The organism is Pseudomonas sp. PDM19 (genome assembly GCF_014852215.1).
Classification (GTDB): Bacteria; Pseudomonadota; Gammaproteobacteria; order Pseudomonadales; family Pseudomonadaceae; genus Pseudomonas.
In genome coordinates, this window is record NZ_JACVBG010000001.1 from 340,647 (window position 1) to 357,920 (window position 17,274).

A 17,274-nucleotide genomic window follows, 5' to 3' on the forward strand; every position below is an offset into this window, starting at 1 on the left:
TGATGACAGGTCGTACGGATTGCGCGATGCGTGAAGTCAGGTGGCCCTGCGGCTGGCCGCAAGGTCATCTGAAAGCATAATCGTTCTCACGTATTCGGCCACCTGCCGGCCCCGGCAAAGCCCCGGCTGGCGCGGATTGGCACCTGTTCCGGACAGGCCGGATGACGCGAGGCGTCTGGCTGGCGCCTCGTTGGTCGGCACTTCCTTGTGGGAGAGTCGTGCAATTAGACCATCGTCTATAACCCCCAGGGCTGTCTCAGACTGCTACAGCTGTCGCGATCTGCCACGCACAGGCAGCGTCCGGGCGAGCGCAGCCTGCTGTTTTGCAAGGACTTTTCCGGATGGCACGCAACGTGAAGCGCTCGGGGTTTCGCCCGGCGCCACGTCGGCGTTGCACAAGGAGGCCTGGCTTGAAGAGGATGCACCTGTCATTGCCGTGGATTGCGGGGCCGCTGGCTGCCGTGCTGACCTGCCTGTTGCTGTGGCTGCTGCCCGTCGTGGGCAATGGGCTGCTCTGGGCCCTGGCGGCGCTGATTGCCCTGGGCGCCATCCGCCAGGAGTGGCGCGGGCGGGTATGGCTGGTTGGCTTCGGCGCACTGTGCGGCGCCTGCCTGGCGCTTGGCCTGCACCTGGTGGCCGACCACTTCCAGCTGCGCTACGCCTGGCTCTACAGCAGCGCGGCGCTGCCGACGTATCTGAAGTTCTCCAACCTCTGGGGCGGCGACGAGGGCACGGTGCTGCTGCTGGCGACCTTCAGCATGGCTATTGCCCTGAAGAGCGCGGCGCTGCCGGGCTGGGCCGGGCGCGGCATGGCGCTGATCGCCGCCTGGTACGTCGCCACCGCCGCCTGGCTCGGGCCGTTCAGTGCGACGCCGGCGGACTGGCTGGCGGCGCAGCCGAGCCAGGGCATGAACGCCCATCTGCAGACCTTCTGGATGTCCCTGCACGCGCCGCTGATCCTCTGCGCCTATGCCTGGGTACTGGCGCCGGCCGGTGCCGCGCTGGAAGCGTTGGGCCGAGGCGGCCACGCCTATGCCTGGGTGATGCCGCGCTACAGCCGCCGCGCCTGGCTGATCCTCAGCGCCGGTATCGGCGTCGGCATGGCCTGGGCCATGGAGGATTTCACCTACGGCCAGTTGTGGCACTGGGACCCGGTCCAGACCTCGGCCTTCATCATCTGGGCGCTGCTCGGCGCGGTGCTGCACGGCGCCCGCCGCTGGCGCGCGGACGGCCCCTACGCGCGGCTGCTGCCGGTGCTCAGCCTGCTGGCGGCGGCCATGGCCTGCGGCGCCATGGCGGTCACCCGCAGCACGGTGCTCGCCAGTTCGCACCGCTACATCGGCACCACCTCCTGGCTCAGCCACCTGGCGCTGGCGGCGATCCTGCTGGCCCTCGCGGCATTCCATCTGCTGGCCGGATGGCGATCGCGCAAGCGGGCAGGGCGACGGCTCGGGGCGTCGGACTGGACCCTGGACGTGGCCATCTACCTGTTCGCCGGCACCGGCCTGCTGGCCCTCGGCGCGCTGCTCCAGGCGCACCTCTACGAGTGGCTGGGGGTGGAGCGGCCGAGCGAGTTGAAGCCCTTCTTCGAGACCCTGACTGCCTGGGCCACCACCGCCGAGATGGACAGCCTGCGCCGCGCCTTCGACCAGTGGGACGTCAATGGCTACGGCCTGGCGCACTGGGTAGTGCCGCTGCTGGCGGCTCTCGGCCTGATGGGCGGCTACAGCTTCCTGCGCCGTTGCGGACGGCCTCGGCTGGCGCTGCTGGCGACCGTGCTGATGGCGGCCGTGATGCTCTGGACCGGCTGGCACGGCGGCTGGCTGAGCGACGGCTACAACGGCGACGGCATGCTCTCGCAGAACATCGTGCGGGTACTGCCGTGGCTGGACGCGTCGCTGCTGGGCGGCGCCTTCCTGATGGGCAGTTGCCTGCTCTGGGGCTCGCAGACCCTGTGGCGCAGCCTGCGTGTCGGCAACCTGCGCTACAGCGGCGGGCTGGCGCTAGTACACGGCGGCGCGGTGATCGCGCTGGTGGGCGGGCTGGCCGCCACGGCGCTGAACAGCTACCAGCAGATCAGCATCCCGCCGGGCATTTCCTTCGAGCAGTGGCACGCGGTGATCGGCGGTATGCAGATGCGCGTCTCGCCGGATGCCAGCCGCCCGGACTTCTCCGGTTACCACGCGGTGGCCAAGGTGGAGCTGCGTGACGGTGACCGCACGTTGGCCGGCCACGCGCTGTTCCAGGACAGTCGCGGCAACCCGCCGGCCTACCAGGGCCCGGTGCGCCAGCTCTGCGAAATCCTCGACTACCACTACGCGCGCTTCGCCTCGGATCGTGGCTACGTGCTGCATCCGTTCATCGTCCGCGGCTGGAGCGGCGACCTGCAGATCTGGGTGCCGGCTTCCGCTCGTCTGCTCAAGCAGCCCGGCGACGACATCGAGAGCGTCGTGGTGGTGCGCCGTTTTCCGTTCCTCTCGCTGGTCTGGATCGGCCTGCTGACCATGCTGTTCGGCGCCTTGTTGCTCCCGGCGGGCGGCGCTTTGCGCCAGCCGGACCATACTGCTTCGCAGGGTGTCTCACGGGCCCTGTCTCAGAGTTAGACAGCAATCGCGAAATGTGACGTCGCAATCCCGGTGTCCTCTGCCGGGCGTGCCTGCAAATCCCGCCGAAAGCCTGATTCGGCGCGGTTTGCGCAGTAGTGGCACACAACCTGCAAAACCGCTTTCAAGAGCTCGCTCTTAGCCCATCGGTGGGCGCGAATAACCTACAAGAATACCGAGGAGGCCTGACCTTGAAGATGACACGACTTCGGCACTATCTGGGTGCCGGAACCCTGGCCGCACTGGCCCTTGCGCTCCACCAGACGGCCCAGGCCGCACCCGAAGGCCAGGCGATCATCAACGCCAAGTGCCAGGCGTGCCACACGCCCGAAGGCAACAATTCCCTCAGCCGCATCAGCCACCAGCGCAAGACCCCCGAAGGCTGGCTGATGAGCATCGCCCGCATGCAGGTGATGTACGGCCTGAAGATCACCGATGAGGAACGTCGCTCGGTGGTCAAGTTCCTTGCTGACAAGCAGGGCCTGGCGCCCAGCGAAACCGAAGGCGTGCGCTACGCCCTCGAGCGCCGGCTGAACACCGTCGAGAAATTCGATACGAACTTCGAGCAGATGTGCGCCCGTTGCCACTCGGGTGCGCGCATTGCCCTGCAGCGCCGCCCGGCGGCGGAGTGGGAGAAGCTGGTGAACTTCCACCTCGGCCGCTGGCCGTCGCTGGAATACCAGGCCCTGTCCCGCGACCGCGACTGGTTCGACCTGGCGAGGAAAGAGATGGTCCCGGAACTGGCCAAGCGCTACCCGCTGGACAGCAAGGCCTGGTCCGACTGGCAGAAGAACCGGCCCAAGGCCGAGTCGCTGGCGGGTAACTGGAGCTTCGCCGGGCACATGCCGGGCAAGGGCGATCTGGCCGGCAGCATGAGCGTGAGCAAGGACGGCGACGATGCCTTCAAGGTGAGCGTGAAGGGCCAGTACGCCGACGGTTCGCCGTTCAGCGGCGAGGGCAGCGCGGTGCTCTACAACGGCTACGAATGGCGTGGCGCGGTCACCGTCGGTGACGTGACCATGCGTCAGGTGTTCGCCGCCCTCAATGGCCAGATGCAGGGCCGCATGTTCGACAAGGCCCACGACGAGCGCGGCCTGGACTTCGTCGCGGCGAAGGACGGCACCAGCCACGTGCTGGGTGTGCAGCCGGCCTACATCAAGGCGGGCGCGGAGACCGAAGTCAGCGTGGTCGGCACCGGCCTGAAGGGCAAGCCGTCGTTCGGCAAGGGCGTGGAAGTGGTGTCGGTGGTTTCCGAAACGCCCGAGCGCGTGACCGTCAAGGTCAAGGCCAGCGACGCGGCTGCCGCTGGCGAGCGCGATGTCACCGTGGGCACCGCCAAGGGCGGCAGCCTCGCGGTGTACAAGGACATCGCCGAAGTGAAGGTAGTGCCGGAGTTCTCCATCTCCCGCATCGGTGGCAATGGCGGCTCCACGCCCAAGGTCCAGGGCAGCTTCGATGCCGAGGCCTGGGGCAAGGGCGCCGACGGCAAGCCGTTCCGCATCGGCGTGTTCCCGGCGCAGTGGTCGGTCGAGCCTTTCGATGACCGCGCCAAGGAAGACCAGGATGTGAAGTTCGCCGGCGCGATGGACGCCGCCACCGGCATCTTCACCCCGGGCGACGCCGGCCCGAACCCGGAACGCAAGATGATGACCAACAACGCCGGCAACCTGAAGGTGATCGCCGCGGTGGACGACGCCGGCCAGTCGCACAAGGGCGAAGGGCACATGATCGTCACCGTGCAGCGTTGGAACAACCCGCCGATTCCGTAAGTGTCGGAATCGGATGAACTCAGAGCATGAGCCCCCGCCTTCGGGCGGGTGTACCAAGCAAGTTCCGGGAGGTCGCCATGGGCGCCATCTTGAATCTGGTCGAACGCAACCTGCATGAAGTGCAGGTCGACGCCGACCGCCTGTTGTTCCACATTCCCAGCTCCTCGCTGTTCGCCAGCGACGAGCTGACCGGCGGGATCATCGACGCGCTGCGCGGGCATGCCTGCTCGCCGGACGAGCTGACCCAGCGCCTGGCCGGGCGTTTCGCCGCCGAGGATATCGACGAGACCCTGCGCGAGCTGATCGCGCTGGAGCTGGTCAGCGACGGCTCGCCGCTGACCCCTGAAATCGGCATCAAGAAGGTTGACCGCACCGCGCTCAACACCGTGGTGCTGAACGTCAACACCGGCTGCAACCTCAGCTGCACCTATTGCTACAAGGAAGACCTGGACAAGCCCTCCGCCGGCAAGAAGATGGGCGCGGAAACCGCCGAGGCTTCGGTGGAAATGCTGATCCAGGAATCCCCCGACGAGCAGCGCTACACCGTGGTGTTCTTCGGCGGCGAACCGCTGTCCAACCGCCCGCTGATCGAGCACATGGTCGCGTACTGCGAGCGCCGTTTCGGCGAGCTGGGCAAGACGGTGGACTTCGTCATGACCACCAACGCCACGCTGCTCACCGAGGAAATCGTCGACTGGCTCAATGCCCATCGCTTCGGGCTGTCCATCAGCATCGACGGGCCGAAGACGGTGCACGACCGCAACCGCATCACCGTGGGCGGGCAGGGCACCTATGACGTGGTGCGGCGCAAGGCCGACATGCTGCTGTCGCGCTACACCGCGCGGCCGGTTGGCGCGCGGGTGACCCTGACCACCGGCGTCACCGACGTCGAGACCATCTGGAATCACCTGTTCAACGAGATGGGTTTCGCCGAAGTCGGCTTCGCGCCGGTCACCTCGGGCGACATCAGCAGCTACAACCTCACCACCGATGAGCTGAAGGCTGTCTTCGCCGGTATGAAGGCCCTCGGTCGCCGTTACCTGGACGAGGCGCTGGAAGGGCGCAACATCGGCTTCTCCAACCTGCACCAACTGATCACCGACATCCACGAAGGGCAGAAGAAGGCCCTGCCGTGCGGCGCCGGCCTGAAGATGCTGGCGGTGGACCACAAGGGCGAGCTGAACCTGTGCCATCGCTTCACCGGTTCATCGCTGCCGACCTTCGGCAACGTGCATGAAGGGGTGAAGCAGGCCGAGCTGAACGAGTTCCTCTCGCAGCGCCTGGACCGCACCGACACCGGCTGCGCCAGCTGCCACATCCGCAACCTCTGCTCCGGCGGCTGCTACCACGAGAGCTACGCGCGCTACGGCGACCCGGCGCACCCCACCTACCACTACTGCGAACTGATGAGGGACTGGGTCGACTTCGGCATCGAGGTCTACAGCCGGATCATGGCTTCCAACCCCAGCTTCATCGACCGCCACATCACTCCGCGGAAGGCGCACTGACATGAAACATCTGAAAGCGATCAACACCAAAGCACAGAAGCTCGAACAGGCCGCCGCCGAGGATCGCATCGAGGACGTGGTGGCGATGAACTCCGTGGCCGGCTGCGCGGCGACCACCGACCCGGGCTGGGAAGTCGACGTGTTCGGCGGCGTGTCCTCGCTCTGCCAGCCGATGGAAGCGGACCTCTACGGCTGCTCCGACCCTTGCTGGTGGCCGGCCCAGGTGCCGGACATGATGAGCACCTACCCCGACTGGAACAAGGATGCGCAGGCCTCGGCCGAGAACTGGCGCAACCTCGGCACCGTATTCCCGGACGACAAATGATCGCCCTGAAACATATGGGACAGAAGAACAAGAGGAAAACCTGCATGTCCAGAAAAGCATTCGCCGCCGCCCTCGGTGGCCTCTCGCTGGCCTGCGCGCTGCAAGCTCTAGCCGCCGACGCCGGCGCAGACGTGAGCAAAGCGCTGGAAAGTGGCCACGAGTACCTGATCAGCACCAACTACCCGAACAACCTGCACGTCATCGACATGCAGACCGACAAGCTGTTCAAGACCTGCACCATCCCCGGCGCCTACGGCCCGGGCATGACCCAGCTGTCGCCGGACCGCAAGACCGTCTACATCCTCAGCAACCACTACGCGGACATCTACGGCATCCAGCTCGATGACTGCAAACCGGTGTTCCACGCCACCATTGCGCAGAAGCCGGGCGAGAACGCGCGGGCGATGTTCTCCATGACCGTCAGCCACGACGGCAAGGAGATCTATGCCATCGCCAACCCGACGCTGATCCTCGCCGAGCACTACGAGGTGCAGCAGCCGCGCCTGCAGGTGTATTCCGTCGCCGACGGCATGGGCGCCAAGCCGGTGCGCACCTTCCCGGCGCCGCGCCAGCTGACCATCATGCAGAGCGGCGATGACGGCACCCTCTACGTGGCAGGCCCGGACATCTACAAGGTGGACGTGAAGACCGGCAAGTTCGACGTGGTGATCCCCAGCCGCAACTGGAAGCGCCCCAACTACGCGCCGCCAGATGTGCTCTACGTGTGGAACCAGCAGACCTACCCGCGTGACTTCTCGCTGCTCTACACCACGGCGAAGTTCAAGGACGCCAAGCAGGACATGGCCACGGCCGACTTCCTCTACGGCTTCTTCAACATCGATCTGGCCACCGGCAAGACCGAGACCGTCGATTTCGGCCCGGTCACCGAGGTGTACTTCAGCGGTATCCGCTCGGCCAAGGACCGCAATATCGTCTACGGCGTGCTGAACCGCCTGGCCAAGTACGACATCAAGGAGCAGAAGCTGGTCAAGGCGGCGAACCTGGACCACTCCTACTACTGCCTGTCGACCAACAAGGCCGGCAACAAGCTGTACCTGACCGGCACCCTGAACGACGTGGCGATCTTCGACGCCGACAGCCTGGAGCGCATCGGCGACCTGAAGCTGCCCGGCGGCGACATGGCGATCACCACCAGCCAGGCCTTCGTGGCCAACTGATCTCTATCGAGCAACACCCGATGCCCGGAGCACGACAGTGCTCCGGGCATTTTCTTTGGGCCGACTTCAGATTTCCGGTTCGGGACTGAGGTACCGCTGTGCACCGCAGCGCGCACAGCGCTGGCACAGCATCGGTACGCGGCCGACTTCGGTCAGATTCCCTTCATCCCAAACACATCCCAGGAAAAAGCAGCGCAATCGCATGTGTCCTCCTCCGGATCGCTCCGGTGCGTAGACAGGCAGCAGGGTGCAGGTGACGCTCCGGGATTGTTCTTGTGTGGAGACCCGGCGAGCCTCTCGCGAGCGCTCTGGAATGGGCAACCTAAACTGCCGGATGGCACCTGGCGCCTGCCCCGCAAGGCTTGCCAGCGACTCCCTGGCCGTTCGTCAGCACCGCATGGCAGGTCTTGACAGATAATATTATGAGTATAATATTAACCTTCAGATGACGGTCATCATTCCAGTGGCCGGACATTCCAGACGGCCACCAGGCCCACCCAACGTTGCAAGCGGGGCGAACGCCTCCCTGGAGAAAGAACCATGAATGCCAAATCCGAACTGGGCCGCGCACTGATCACCGGTGCTTCCTCCGGCATCGGCGCCACCTACGCGCAGCGCCTCGCCGCGCAGGGCTACGACCTGCTGCTGGTGGCCCGCGACCAGCAACGCCTGGACGCCCTGGCCGCGCACCTCGGTGAGGAATACGGCGTTTCGGTGGATGTGCTGAAGGCCGACCTGACCCGTCGCGAAGACCGCGCCCGCATCGAGGCCCGCCTGGCCGAGGATGCGAGTCTCAGCCTGCTGCTGAACAACGCCGGCGTGGCGATCAACGGCACCCTGCTGGAAGCCGACCTGGACCGCCTGGAAAGCATGATCGAGCTGAACGTCATCGCCACTGCGCGCCTGGCTGGCGCTGCCGCCAAGGCTTTCGCCGGGCGTGGCCGCGGCACCATCATCAACGTGGCCTCGGTGCTGGCGCTGGCGCCGGAACTGTTCAATGGCAGCTACAGCGCCACCAAGGCCTTCGTGCTCAACCTGACCCAGTCCATGCAGCAGGAGCTGGCGCCGCTGGGCCTGCGCATCCAGGCCGTGCTGCCGGGCGCCACCCGCACCGAAATCTGGGACCGCGCCGGCACCGACATCTCCGCAATGCCGGCGGAAATGCTGATGGACGTGAACCACATGGTCGACGCCGCGCTGGCCGGCCTGGCCCAGGGTGAAGTGGTGACCCTGCCGGCGCTGCCGGATGCGGGCGAATTCGAAGCCTTTACTGCCGCGCGCCTGAAGATGGCGCCGAACCTGTCGCGCAGCGCCCCGGCACAGCGCTATGGCGTGGCAGTGGCTTGATCGGGTAACTGAGTGGCGAAAAGCTTGCCCCGGCCTTGCGCCGGGGCTTTTTTATGCGCGCGCCATGCTCGCGATCACGGGCATGGCCCGCTCCTACAGGTGTCGATCGGCGCTGAAATTGGTGCCCGGGAGCGTAGGGCGAACAACCTGGAACAGGTTATCCGCCGGCCCTTGAACGGTGGATAACGCTGGCACGTTATGCCCCCTACAAAAGCGCCTCACTCCGCCGCGCCGATCTCGCGCTTCAGGTGCCGGCGGGTGCTCTCCAGGATGCGGTCGGACATCTGCGGATCGGCCACGCTGCGCGATAGCACCAGCGCGCCGATCAGGGTGGCGAGCATGGCCACGCTCTCATCCTCGGCATGCTCGCTGGGCAGTGCCTTCTCGATGGCGTCGATGCGTGCCTGGACGATGGCGTCGGTGGTGGCGCTGGCATGGCCGCGCGCGCCCAGCTCGGCCGAGATGGTCGGCAGCGGGCAGCCCTTGCCGGGCGCATTGCGGTGGCCGGGGGAGAGGTACTGGTCGATGAAGCCGGGCAGCGGCTCGGCCTTTTCGAACTGCTGGTCGACGACCGGGCGCAGCTGCTCGGCGGCCTGCTGCAGGGCGATCTCCACCAGCTCGTCCTTGGACTTGAAGTGCGCGTAGAAGCCGCCGTGGGTCAGGCCCAGCGCCTTCATCAGCGTCTGCAGGCCGGTGGCGTCCACGCCCTCGCTGCGGAAGCGCTGCGCTGCCTCGTTGATGATGCGTTCGCGGGTCTGGGCCTTGTGGTCTTCGGAGTAACGCATGACCGGTCTCCTGCGGATCATGGAATGCTGGATGTCATTCTAACGCAGGGCGGGCGCGGGGAGGTGATTCAGGACAGACAGGGCATGCGCGGAAAGAGGATCGCGGACGGAGTCCGCTCCTACGATCAACCTCGACCGCGTAGGAGCGGACTCCGTCCGCGATGTCTTCGCCCAATACCGGGCCCGCGGCAGCACGGTAGGGCGCATAACCTGGAACAGGTTATCCGCCGGCTATTCGCGGCGGATAACGCTGGCGCGTTAAGCGCCCTACGGGCGTGAGCGTCAGCGAACGGCCTCGAGCAGCGTCGCCACGCCCTGGCCACCGCCGATGCACTGGGTGGCGATGGCGTAGCGCCCGCCGGTTTCCTTCAGCAGCGCTGCCGCCTTGCCGGTGATGCGAGCGCCGGTGGCGCCCAGCGGGTGGCCGATGGCCAGGGCACCGCCGTGCAGGTTGACCCGGTCGCTATCCAGCTCCAGCCCGCGCAGGCAGGCTAGCGCCTGGCTGGAGAAGGCCTCGTTGATCTCCACCAGGTCGATGTCGGCCATGCGCAGTCCAGTGCGGTCGAGCAGTTTGCGGGTTGCGTAGAGCGGGCCCATGCCCATGATTTCCGGCGGGCAGCCGACCACCGCGACGGCTTTTACCCGCGCCAGGATGTCCAGCCCGTTGGCGCGGGCGAAGTCCTCGCTGCACACCAGAACGGCCGCGGCGCCATCGGTGAGCGGCGAGGCGGTGCCCGCGGTGACGCTGCCGCCGAAGGCCGGCTTGAGCTGCGCCAGTGCCTCCAGGTTGGTGCCGGGGCGGATGCAGCCGTCCTCGCTGACCACCCCATTGGGCGTGTCGATGGGCACGATCTCCGCCGCCAGCAGGCCCTGCTCGCGGGCATGGGCGGCCTTGGCGTGGGAGTCCACGGCCATGGCTTCCTGGTCCGCGCGGGAGATGCCGAAGCGCTCGGCGACTAGCTCGGCGGTCTGCCCCATGGGCATGTAGACCTGGGGGAACTCCGCCAGCAGGCGCGGGTTGGGCGAGAGGTTGAAGCCGCCCATGGGCACGCGGGTCATGGACTCCACGCCCGCGCAGATGAAGGCATCCCCGGCGCCGAGCTGGATCTGCCCGGCGGCGAAGTGGATGGAGGTCATGGACGAGCCGCAGAAGCGGTTCACCGTGGCGCCGGCCACCGTTTCCGGCAGCCCGGCGAGGAAGCCGGTGATGCGCGCGAGGTTCATGCCCTGTTCGGCCTCGGGGTAGGCGCAGCCCATTATCAGGTCCTCGATCAGCCGGGCGTCGAGTCCGCTGCGCGCAACCAGGCCCTTGACCGTCTGCGCGGCGAGGTCGTCCGGGCGCACGTCGATCAGCGCGCCTTTTTTCGCGAAGTGGAACGGGGAGCGGGCATAACCCGCGATGACGACGGAAGTCATGGTCAGTCTCCTGAGGGATCAGCGCCCGAGGATCAGGCAGGTGGTGGAGCCGGTGGCGTAGAGCCGGCCGTCCACGTCGTAGAGGCGGCCTTCGGCCAGGGCGGTGGAGCGGCCGATGTGCACCAGGGTGCCTTCGGCGCGGATCGGCCCGGTATCACGGGTCAGTGCACGGATGTAGCTGATGCGCAGGTCGGTGGTGGTGTATCCCAGCCCCGGTTCGAGCATGGTGTGCACCGCGCAGCCCATGGCCGAGTCCAGCAGCGTCGCCGCGTAGCCGCCGTGCACGGTGCCCAGCGGGTTGTAGTGGCGCATGTCCGGGGTGCCCTGGAAGATGAAGCGGCCCTGGCCCCATTCCAGCGGGACGAAGCCGATCAGCGCATTGATCGGTGGGGCGGGCAGTTCGCCAGCGCCGATGCCGTCGAAGAACTCCTGGGGCGTCTTGCCGCGCAATTCCTGCAGCGAAACCACGCCGGGCTCGGCCAGACGCTGGCGTATCTGCGCAGCCGCCGCTTCCCAGGCGGCAATCTTCTGTTCACGGGTGAGTGTCAGTTCGGTCATCGCAAGGCTCCGGCAATCAAATATTACGGTCGTCATACTAGCATTGAATGATGATCGGCATATAAGTGACGGAAGCGCCATCCAGCAGGGCTGAAACGACAGTGCGATAGGAGGGGGAGGGGAGAAAAAACGCGGCCGGCGGAGCGGACTCCGCCAGCGCGGGGAGGAGCTTACTCGGCGGTGGCCGTGATGCTGGCCGCACGCGCCTGGCTGCGCTGGGCCTTGTACTGCAGGGCGACGGCGGGCACCGGCGAGGCGACACCGGTTTCCACCCAGCGGCGGATGCGGCCGGCATCGGCCACGTGGGTGCGCTTGCCGAAGGCATCGAGCAGGGCCAGGGCGACCGGGCGGCCGTTCATCATGGTGACCATCACCAGGCAGTGGCCGGCATCGTTGGTGAAGCCGGTCTTGGTCAGGCGGATGTCCCACTTGCCGTTGCGCACCAGCGGGTTGGTGTTGAAGAAGCTCAGCGAGTAGCTGGGCTTGCTGAAGCGCGCGTCGCTGGTCGCCGTGGTGCTCAGCTGGCGGATCTGCGGGTAGGTGTAGGCGGCCTTGGCCAGGCGGATCAGGTCATTGGCGTCGGAGACGTTGTGGATCGACAGACCGGTGGGCTCGACGTAATGGGTGCTGGTCATGCCGAGGGATTTCGCCTTGGCGTTCATCGCCGCGACGAAGGCTTTGGAGCCGCCCGGATAGTTGCGGGCGAGGCTGGCGGCGGCGCGGTTTTCCGAGGACATCAGCGCCAGCAGCAGCATGTTCTGGCGGCTGATCATGCTGCCCAGGTGGACGCGGGAGAACACGCCCTTCATCTCGGCGGTCTCGGAGATGTCCACGGGGATCAGTTCGTTCATCGGCAGCTTGGCGTCCAGCGTGACCATGGCGGTCATCAGCTTGGTCACCGAGGCGATGGGTACTACCAGGTTGGGATTGCTGGAGTAGAGGGTCTTGCCATTCTCCAGGTCGACCACCAGGGCGCTGCCGGACGCGAGCACCAGCTCCTTGGGGGAAGCCGCCTTGGCGGGGGAGGCGGCGAAGGTGTTCGATGAACAGACAACAGCGGCACAGGCAAACAGCAGGCTCAGTATCGAACGACGACTAGTCATGGACGGGATTCGCAAGCGTGAGTGGGAATGTATCTACATCCATGTAGGCATTTTCGGCGAATTCTAATGCAAGGTCCGTCATAGCGCACGCGGCGCGGGGCGTCTCAGATTGCGACAGATTGAGACGTCGCGCCGCCCGCTGCGCAGAGGCCGTGCGCCGTGCTGGCAGTCGCGGCGCGGCAGCTTGCCGGAGCTGTTGCGAAATGCAACCGGGACGGCTTACCCACGAACGACTGAAAACCTTCTCAAAGCCGCGCCGCATATGGCGTTCAGGCCGGATGGCACGCTTTGTGAGTGGCTATCCTGCAATGAGCGGAGGCGCCCGGCCTGCTGCGCTGTCGAAGGTCGGGGTTGCGTTTACCTTTACGTTAACGTAAACATGTTTCGCAGCCCGCGACCGGCCAGTCAGCCGCGCGGCTGCCGGTAAGCAAGCGCGGTTCCAGACGCTCTGCGTCGCTGCCCGAACCGATCGTTCAGTGTTGATCCCAGAACAAGCACAACAAGGGAAAGCCATGAACCACCTGAGTTACACCCGCGGCCCGCAGGACAAATCCCTGCTGGCCATGACCGTCGGCTCTGCCTTCGACGCCACCGTCGAGCGTTTCGCCGCGCGCGAGGCGCTGGTCGTGCGTCACCAGAACCTGCGCTACACCTGGGCCGAGCTGGCCGAGGTGGTCAATGGCATCGCCCGCGCTTTCCTTGCCCTCGGCCTGCGTCCTGGCGACCGCCTGGGGATCTGGGCGCCCAACTGCGCGCAGTGGTGCGTCACCCAGTTCGCCAGCGCCAAGGTCGGCGCCGTGCTGGTCAACATCAACCCGGCCTACCGGGTGAACGAACTCGAATACGCGCTCAAGCAGTCCGGCTGCCGCTGGCTGGTGTGCGCCGACGCCTTCAAGTCCTCCGATTACCACGGCATGCTCGCCGACTTGCTGCCCGAACTGGGGCAGGGCAGGCCGGGAGAGTTGTCCAGCGACCGCCTGCCGGAGCTGCGCGGGGTGATCAGCCTGTCCGATACCGCGCCCGCCGGCTTCCTGCGCTGGAGCCAGCTGGAGCCGCTGGGGCGTGGTATCGCCGCCACCGAACTCGCCGAGCGCCAGGCGCTGCTGCAGTTCGACGAGCCGATCAACATCCAGTACACCTCCGGCACCACCGGCTTCCCCAAGGGTGCCACGCTCAGCCACTACAACATCCTCAACAACGGCCTGATGGTCGGCGACAGCCTCGGCCTCACCGAGCACGACCGCCTGGTGATCCCGGTGCCGCTGTACCACTGCTTCGGCATGGTGATGGGCAACCTCGGCTGCCTGACCCACGGCTCCACCATGATCTACCCCGCGCCCAGCTTCGAACCCGAGGCGACCCTGGCGGCGGTGGCGGAAGAGAAGGCCACCGCGCTGTACGGCGTGCCCACCATGTTCATCGCCGAGCTGGACCACCCGACCCGCCGCGACTTCGACCTGTCGAGCCTGCGCACCGGGATCATGGCCGGCGCCACCTGCCCGATCGAAGTGATGCGCCGGGTCATCGACGAGATGCACATGGCCGAAGTACAGATCGCCTACGGCATGACCGAGACCAGCCCGGTGTCGCTGCAGACCGGCCCGGAAGATGACCTGGAAACCCGCGTCACCACCGTCGGCCGCACCCAGCCGCACCTGGAAAGCAAGATCATCGACGCCGACGGCCGCATCGTCCCGCGCGGCACCATCGGCGAGCTGTGCACCCGTGGCTACAGCGTGATGCTCGGCTACTGGAACAACCCGCAGGCGACTTCCGAGGCCATCAGTCCGGCGCGCTGGATGCTCACCGGCGACCTCGCCGAGATGGACGAAGCCGGCAATGTGCGCATCGTCGGACGCAGCAAGGACATGATCATTCGCGGCGGCGAGAACATCTATCCGCGCGAGATCGAGGAGTTCCTCTACACCCACCACGCCGTGGCAGACGCCCAGGTGATCGGCATCCCTGACGAGAAGTACGGCGAGGAACTGGTGGCCTGGGTCAAGTTCCACCCCGGCCATAGCGTCGCCGAAGACGAGCTGCGCACCTTCTGCAAGAACGCCATCGCCCACTTCAAGGTGCCGCGCCACTTCCGCTTCTGCGACGAGTTCCCGATGACGGTGACCGGCAAGATCCAGAAGTTCCGCATGCGCGAGATCAGCATCGAAGAGGTGCGCAGCCAGCGTGGCTGATCGCCCGATGCCCGCCTGCGCCCTGGCGCGCGCCCGGATTGCCGGGGCGCCATGGGCGTAGAGAAGGGCACCATCTCCATCCGCCTGGTCAGCGAAGCGCTGGCCGAGTTTCGTCGCGCCGGCCGCGACGACGGCCCGCTATTGGCCGCCGCTGGCATCGCCCCGGAACTGTTCGGCAAACCCTACGCGCGGGTTTCCAGCCAGGCCTACGCGCGGCTCTGGCTGCGCCTGGCCAGGGAGATGGACGACGAGTTCTTCGGCATGAACGCCCGGCGCATGAAGTCCGGCAGCTTCAACTTCATGACCGCCGCCGCCGTCCGCGAGCCGACCCTGGAGACGGCGATGAACGCCGCGCTGCGCTTCATGGGCCTGGTGTTCGACGACTTCACCCCGCGCCTGACGCGCCAGGAAGGCTTGGCCGCCATCGTCCTCGACGAGCCCGAGGGCCCGGCGCCGCGCGCGTTCTGCTACTTCACCCTGTGGCTGATGCTGCACGGCCTGGCCTGCTGGCTGGTGGGGCGCCGCATCCCGGTGCTGGCCATCGAACTGCGCTGCCCGCAGCCGGACTTCATCGCCGACTACCGGGTGATGTTCACCGAGAACCTCAATTTCGCCCGTCGCCAGTCGCGCCTGCTGTTCAACGCCGAGGCGCTCGATCTCCCCGTGCGCCGCGACGAGCGCGAGCTGCGGCGCTTCCTCGGGGGCGCGCCAGCGAACATCCTGGTGCGCTACCGCGACCCGCAGAGTCTTGCCGCCCGCACCAAGGCCTACCTGCGCAGCCTGAAGTTCGAACGCTGGCCGGACCTCGACGCCCTCGCCGGGCACTTCTACATGGCGCCCTCGACGTTGCGCCGCAAGCTCGCCGCCGAGGGGCAGTCCTACCAGGCGCTCAAGGACCAGCTGCGCCGCGACCTCGCCATCGCCCGGCTGGACAGCGGCGACGGCAACTTCGCCGACCTGGCCGAGGAGCTGGGTTTCGCCGACACCAGCGCCTTCTACAAGGCCTTCCGCAAATGGACCGGATCGACGCCTGGGCAGTACCGGGCGCTGATCCGCCAGGAGCCCTGAAATTTAAGGGCGCAGCTCAAGTAGCCGCCTTACAAGCCGATAAAACCTCAAAGAATTGCTTGTTGCTCAAGGACGCCACTCCATGCCCCTTTCCCGCCTCTCGATCCAGTGGAAGATCACGCTGCTGACCGGCCTTTGCCTGCTCTGCATCGTCTGCCTGCTGGTCGGTCTCTCGCTGTTCCGGATGAACCACGACGCGCAACTGATCAAGGCGGCCAACGCGGAGATGCTCAAGGACGCGGCCAAGTCGCGGATGCAGGCGCGCAGCGAGCAACAGGCGGAGATCATCCAGCGCTTCTTCACCGACGTTTACCACTTCGGCAACCAGTTTTCCCGCCAGGTCGCCCAGTTGCGCGAGCAGAGCACCCAGCACGGCGCGGACGCCGGCAGCGTGCGCAAGGACCTGAACCAGCTGGTGCGCGACGGCCTGAAGAGCAACCCGAACCTGCTCAGCCTCTACGTGGTCTTCGAGCCCGATGCGCTGGACGGCCAGGACGCCGCCTTCCATGACCAGCCCGACGCCGGCAGCAACGAGAAGGGTCGCTTCGGCGCCTATTGGGCGCAGAAGGCCTCCGGCGAGATGACCGGCCTGGCAGTGACCGAGGACATGATCGCCGACACCTCGGCGATGCTCGACGGCAGCCCGTTCAACACCTGGCAGCTGTGCCCGCTGCAGACCCGCAAGGCTTGCGTGCTCAACCCCTATTTCGACAGCGCCTCGGGCACCAAGGTGCTGATGACCACCGTGACCTTCCCGCTGATCGACCAGGGCAAGGTCATCGCCGTGATCGGCATCGACATCAGCCTCAGCCGCCTGCAGAAGCTCTCTGTCGATGGCGACAACCAACTCTACGACGGCGCCGGCAGCGTCAGCATCGTCAGCCCGGCGGGCCTGCTCGCCGGTTACAGCAGCGACGAAGCGCTGCTCGGCCAGCCGCTGGCCAAGGCCATTCCCGACCAGGCCGCCGAGTTGCTGTCCCTGCAGGCCGGCGGTCGTCCGCAGGTGCTGGAGCAGGACGGCCAGCTGCGCGTGCTCGAGCCGCTGCTGCCGATCCCGGATGCCACCAAGCCCTGGGCTGTGGTGCTCGACGTGCCGCAGGACGTGCTGCTGGCTCCGGCGCTGGAACTGCAGAAGCAACTGGATGAACGCAACTCCAGCGGCGCGCTGTGGCAGACCCTGTTCGGCCTCGCCGCCGCCATCGTCGGCCTGCTGCTGGTGTGGCTCACCGCCCGCGGCGTGACCCGGCCGATCCTCAACGTCGCCGCCATGCTGCGCAACATCGCCAGCGGCGAAGGCGACCTGACCAAGCGCCTGGACTACAGCGGCAAGGACGAGCTGGGTGAACTGGCCGGCTGGTTCAACCGCTTCCTCGACAAGCTGCAGCCGATCATCCGTGACGTGAAATCCTCGGTGCAGGACGC

The 17,274-nt window shown here is 66.6% G+C and carries 13 protein-coding genes and 1 pseudogene; 9 read left to right on the forward strand and 5 right to left on the reverse strand.

The window, feature by feature from the left end:
• The first annotated feature begins 419 nt into the window (after nucleotides 1-419).
• The 5 genes from ccsA to peaD all read left to right on the forward strand — a co-directional run bounded on the left by ccsA (nucleotide 420) and on the right by peaD (nucleotide 7,383).
• The gene (gene ccsA, locus IB273_RS01525) at nucleotides 420-2,603 is read left to right on the forward strand and encodes a cytochrome c biogenesis protein CcsA (protein ID WP_192223787.1); all 2,184 of its coding nucleotides are present in this window, start codon (nucleotides 420-422) and stop codon (nucleotides 2,601-2,603) included.
• 197 nt (nucleotides 2,604-2,800) lie between these two features.
• Nucleotides 2,801-4,372 carry a quinohemoprotein amine dehydrogenase subunit alpha gene (gene peaA, locus IB273_RS01530; RefSeq protein ID WP_192223032.1) on the forward strand — a complete coding sequence of 524 codons (1,572 nt, stop codon included), beginning with the start codon at nucleotides 2,801-2,803 and terminating at the stop codon, nucleotides 4,370-4,372.
• Nucleotides 4,373-4,449: 77 nt separating this feature from the next.
• The gene (gene peaB / locus IB273_RS01535) at nucleotides 4,450-5,880 is read left to right on the forward strand and encodes a quinohemoprotein amine dehydrogenase maturation protein (RefSeq protein WP_081516648.1); all 1,431 of its coding nucleotides are present in this window, start codon (nucleotides 4,450-4,452) and stop codon (nucleotides 5,878-5,880) included.
• A gap of 1 nt (nucleotide 5,881) precedes the next feature.
• The gene (gene qhpC / locus IB273_RS01540; protein WP_015477047.1) at nucleotides 5,882-6,205 is read left to right on the forward strand and encodes a quinohemoprotein amine dehydrogenase subunit gamma; all 324 of its coding nucleotides are present in this window, start codon (nucleotides 5,882-5,884) and stop codon (nucleotides 6,203-6,205) included.
• Nucleotides 6,206-6,249: 44 nt separating this feature from the next.
• Complete coding sequence (gene peaD, locus IB273_RS01545; protein WP_192223033.1) at nucleotides 6,250-7,383, forward strand: quinohemoprotein amine dehydrogenase subunit beta; 1,134 nt, start codon at nucleotides 6,250-6,252, stop codon at nucleotides 7,381-7,383.
• Between the two features lie 66 nt (nucleotides 7,384-7,449).
• On the opposite strand, the gene IB273_RS31705 is transcribed toward peaD, so the two are convergent.
• A complete protein-coding gene (locus tag IB273_RS31705; RefSeq protein WP_277873433.1) occupies nucleotides 7,450-7,587 on the reverse strand; it encodes a PSPA7_2676 family Cys-rich small protein in 138 nt (45 codons plus the stop codon).
• Between the two features lie 336 nt (nucleotides 7,588-7,923).
• Here IB273_RS31705 and IB273_RS01550 point away from each other — a divergent pair, with 336 nt between their 5' ends.
• Complete coding sequence (locus IB273_RS01550) at nucleotides 7,924-8,730, forward strand: SDR family NAD(P)-dependent oxidoreductase (RefSeq protein ID WP_192223034.1); 807 nt, start codon at nucleotides 7,924-7,926, stop codon at nucleotides 8,728-8,730.
• 218 nt (nucleotides 8,731-8,948) lie between these two features.
• On the opposite strand, the gene IB273_RS01555 is transcribed toward IB273_RS01550, so the two are convergent.
• The 4 genes from IB273_RS01555 to pbpG form a co-directional block, all read right to left on the reverse strand.
• On the reverse strand, nucleotides 8,949-9,515 hold the full coding sequence (locus IB273_RS01555) for a TetR/AcrR family transcriptional regulator (RefSeq protein ID WP_081516650.1): 567 nt from the start codon (nucleotides 9,513-9,515) through the stop codon (nucleotides 8,949-8,951).
• Nucleotides 9,516-9,797: 282 nt separating this feature from the next.
• Nucleotides 9,798-10,937, reverse strand: coding sequence for a thiolase family protein (locus tag IB273_RS01560; RefSeq protein ID WP_192223788.1), 1,140 nt, complete (start codon nucleotides 10,935-10,937; stop codon nucleotides 9,798-9,800).
• A gap of 12 nt (nucleotides 10,938-10,949) precedes the next feature.
• A complete protein-coding gene (locus tag IB273_RS01565) occupies nucleotides 10,950-11,489 on the reverse strand; it encodes a PaaI family thioesterase (RefSeq protein ID WP_081516652.1) in 540 nt (179 codons plus the stop codon).
• 170 nt (nucleotides 11,490-11,659) lie between these two features.
• On the reverse strand, nucleotides 11,660-12,592 hold the full coding sequence (gene pbpG / locus IB273_RS01570) for a D-alanyl-D-alanine endopeptidase (protein WP_192223035.1): 933 nt from the start codon (nucleotides 12,590-12,592) through the stop codon (nucleotides 11,660-11,662).
• 512 nt (nucleotides 12,593-13,104) lie between these two features.
• Between pbpG and IB273_RS01575 the strand changes: the two genes are divergently transcribed.
• From IB273_RS01575 to IB273_RS31825, 3 genes and pseudogenes are all read left to right on the forward strand, one after another.
• Entirely contained in the window at nucleotides 13,105-14,784 is a 1,680-nt protein-coding gene (locus IB273_RS01575; RefSeq protein WP_192223036.1) for an AMP-binding protein, read from the forward strand.
• 51 nt (nucleotides 14,785-14,835) lie between these two features.
• Nucleotides 14,836-15,852, forward strand: coding sequence for an AraC family transcriptional regulator (locus tag IB273_RS01580; protein ID WP_081516655.1), 1,017 nt, complete (start codon nucleotides 14,836-14,838; stop codon nucleotides 15,850-15,852).
• Between the two features lie 253 nt (nucleotides 15,853-16,105).
• A pseudogene (locus IB273_RS31825) lies at nucleotides 16,106-17,224 on the forward strand (HAMP domain-containing protein); the annotation flags it as partial.
• Nucleotides 17,225-17,274: the final 50 nt, after the last annotated feature.

What these genes read in the sequence shown, in the direction of transcription:
- ccsA (WP_192223787.1), top strand. Translation starts at nt 420, where the DNA reads ATGCACCTGTCATTGCCGTGGATTGCGGGGCCGCTGGCTGCCGTGCTG.
- peaA (WP_192223032.1), top strand. Translation starts at nt 2,801, where the DNA reads ATGACACGACTTCGGCACTATCTGGGTGCCGGAACCCTGGCCGCACTG.
- peaB (WP_081516648.1), top strand. Translation starts at nt 4,450, where the DNA reads ATGGGCGCCATCTTGAATCTGGTCGAACGCAACCTGCATGAAGTGCAG.
- qhpC (WP_015477047.1), top strand. Translation starts at nt 5,882, where the DNA reads ATGAAACATCTGAAAGCGATCAACACCAAAGCACAGAAGCTCGAACAG.
- peaD (WP_192223033.1), top strand. Translation starts at nt 6,250, where the DNA reads ATGTCCAGAAAAGCATTCGCCGCCGCCCTCGGTGGCCTCTCGCTGGCC.
- IB273_RS31705 (WP_277873433.1), bottom strand. Translation starts at nt 7,587, where the DNA reads ATGCGATTGCGCTGCTTTTTCCTGGGATGTGTTTGGGATGAAGGGAAT.
- IB273_RS01550 (WP_192223034.1), top strand. Translation starts at nt 7,924, where the DNA reads ATGAATGCCAAATCCGAACTGGGCCGCGCACTGATCACCGGTGCTTCC.
- IB273_RS01555 (WP_081516650.1), bottom strand. Translation starts at nt 9,515, where the DNA reads ATGCGTTACTCCGAAGACCACAAGGCCCAGACCCGCGAACGCATCATC.
- IB273_RS01565 (WP_081516652.1), bottom strand. Translation starts at nt 11,489, where the DNA reads ATGACCGAACTGACACTCACCCGTGAACAGAAGATTGCCGCCTGGGAA.
- pbpG (WP_192223035.1), bottom strand. Translation starts at nt 12,592, where the DNA reads ATGACTAGTCGTCGTTCGATACTGAGCCTGCTGTTTGCCTGTGCCGCT.
- IB273_RS01575 (WP_192223036.1), top strand. Translation starts at nt 13,105, where the DNA reads ATGAACCACCTGAGTTACACCCGCGGCCCGCAGGACAAATCCCTGCTG.
- IB273_RS01580 (WP_081516655.1), top strand. Translation starts at nt 14,836, where the DNA reads ATGGGCGTAGAGAAGGGCACCATCTCCATCCGCCTGGTCAGCGAAGCG.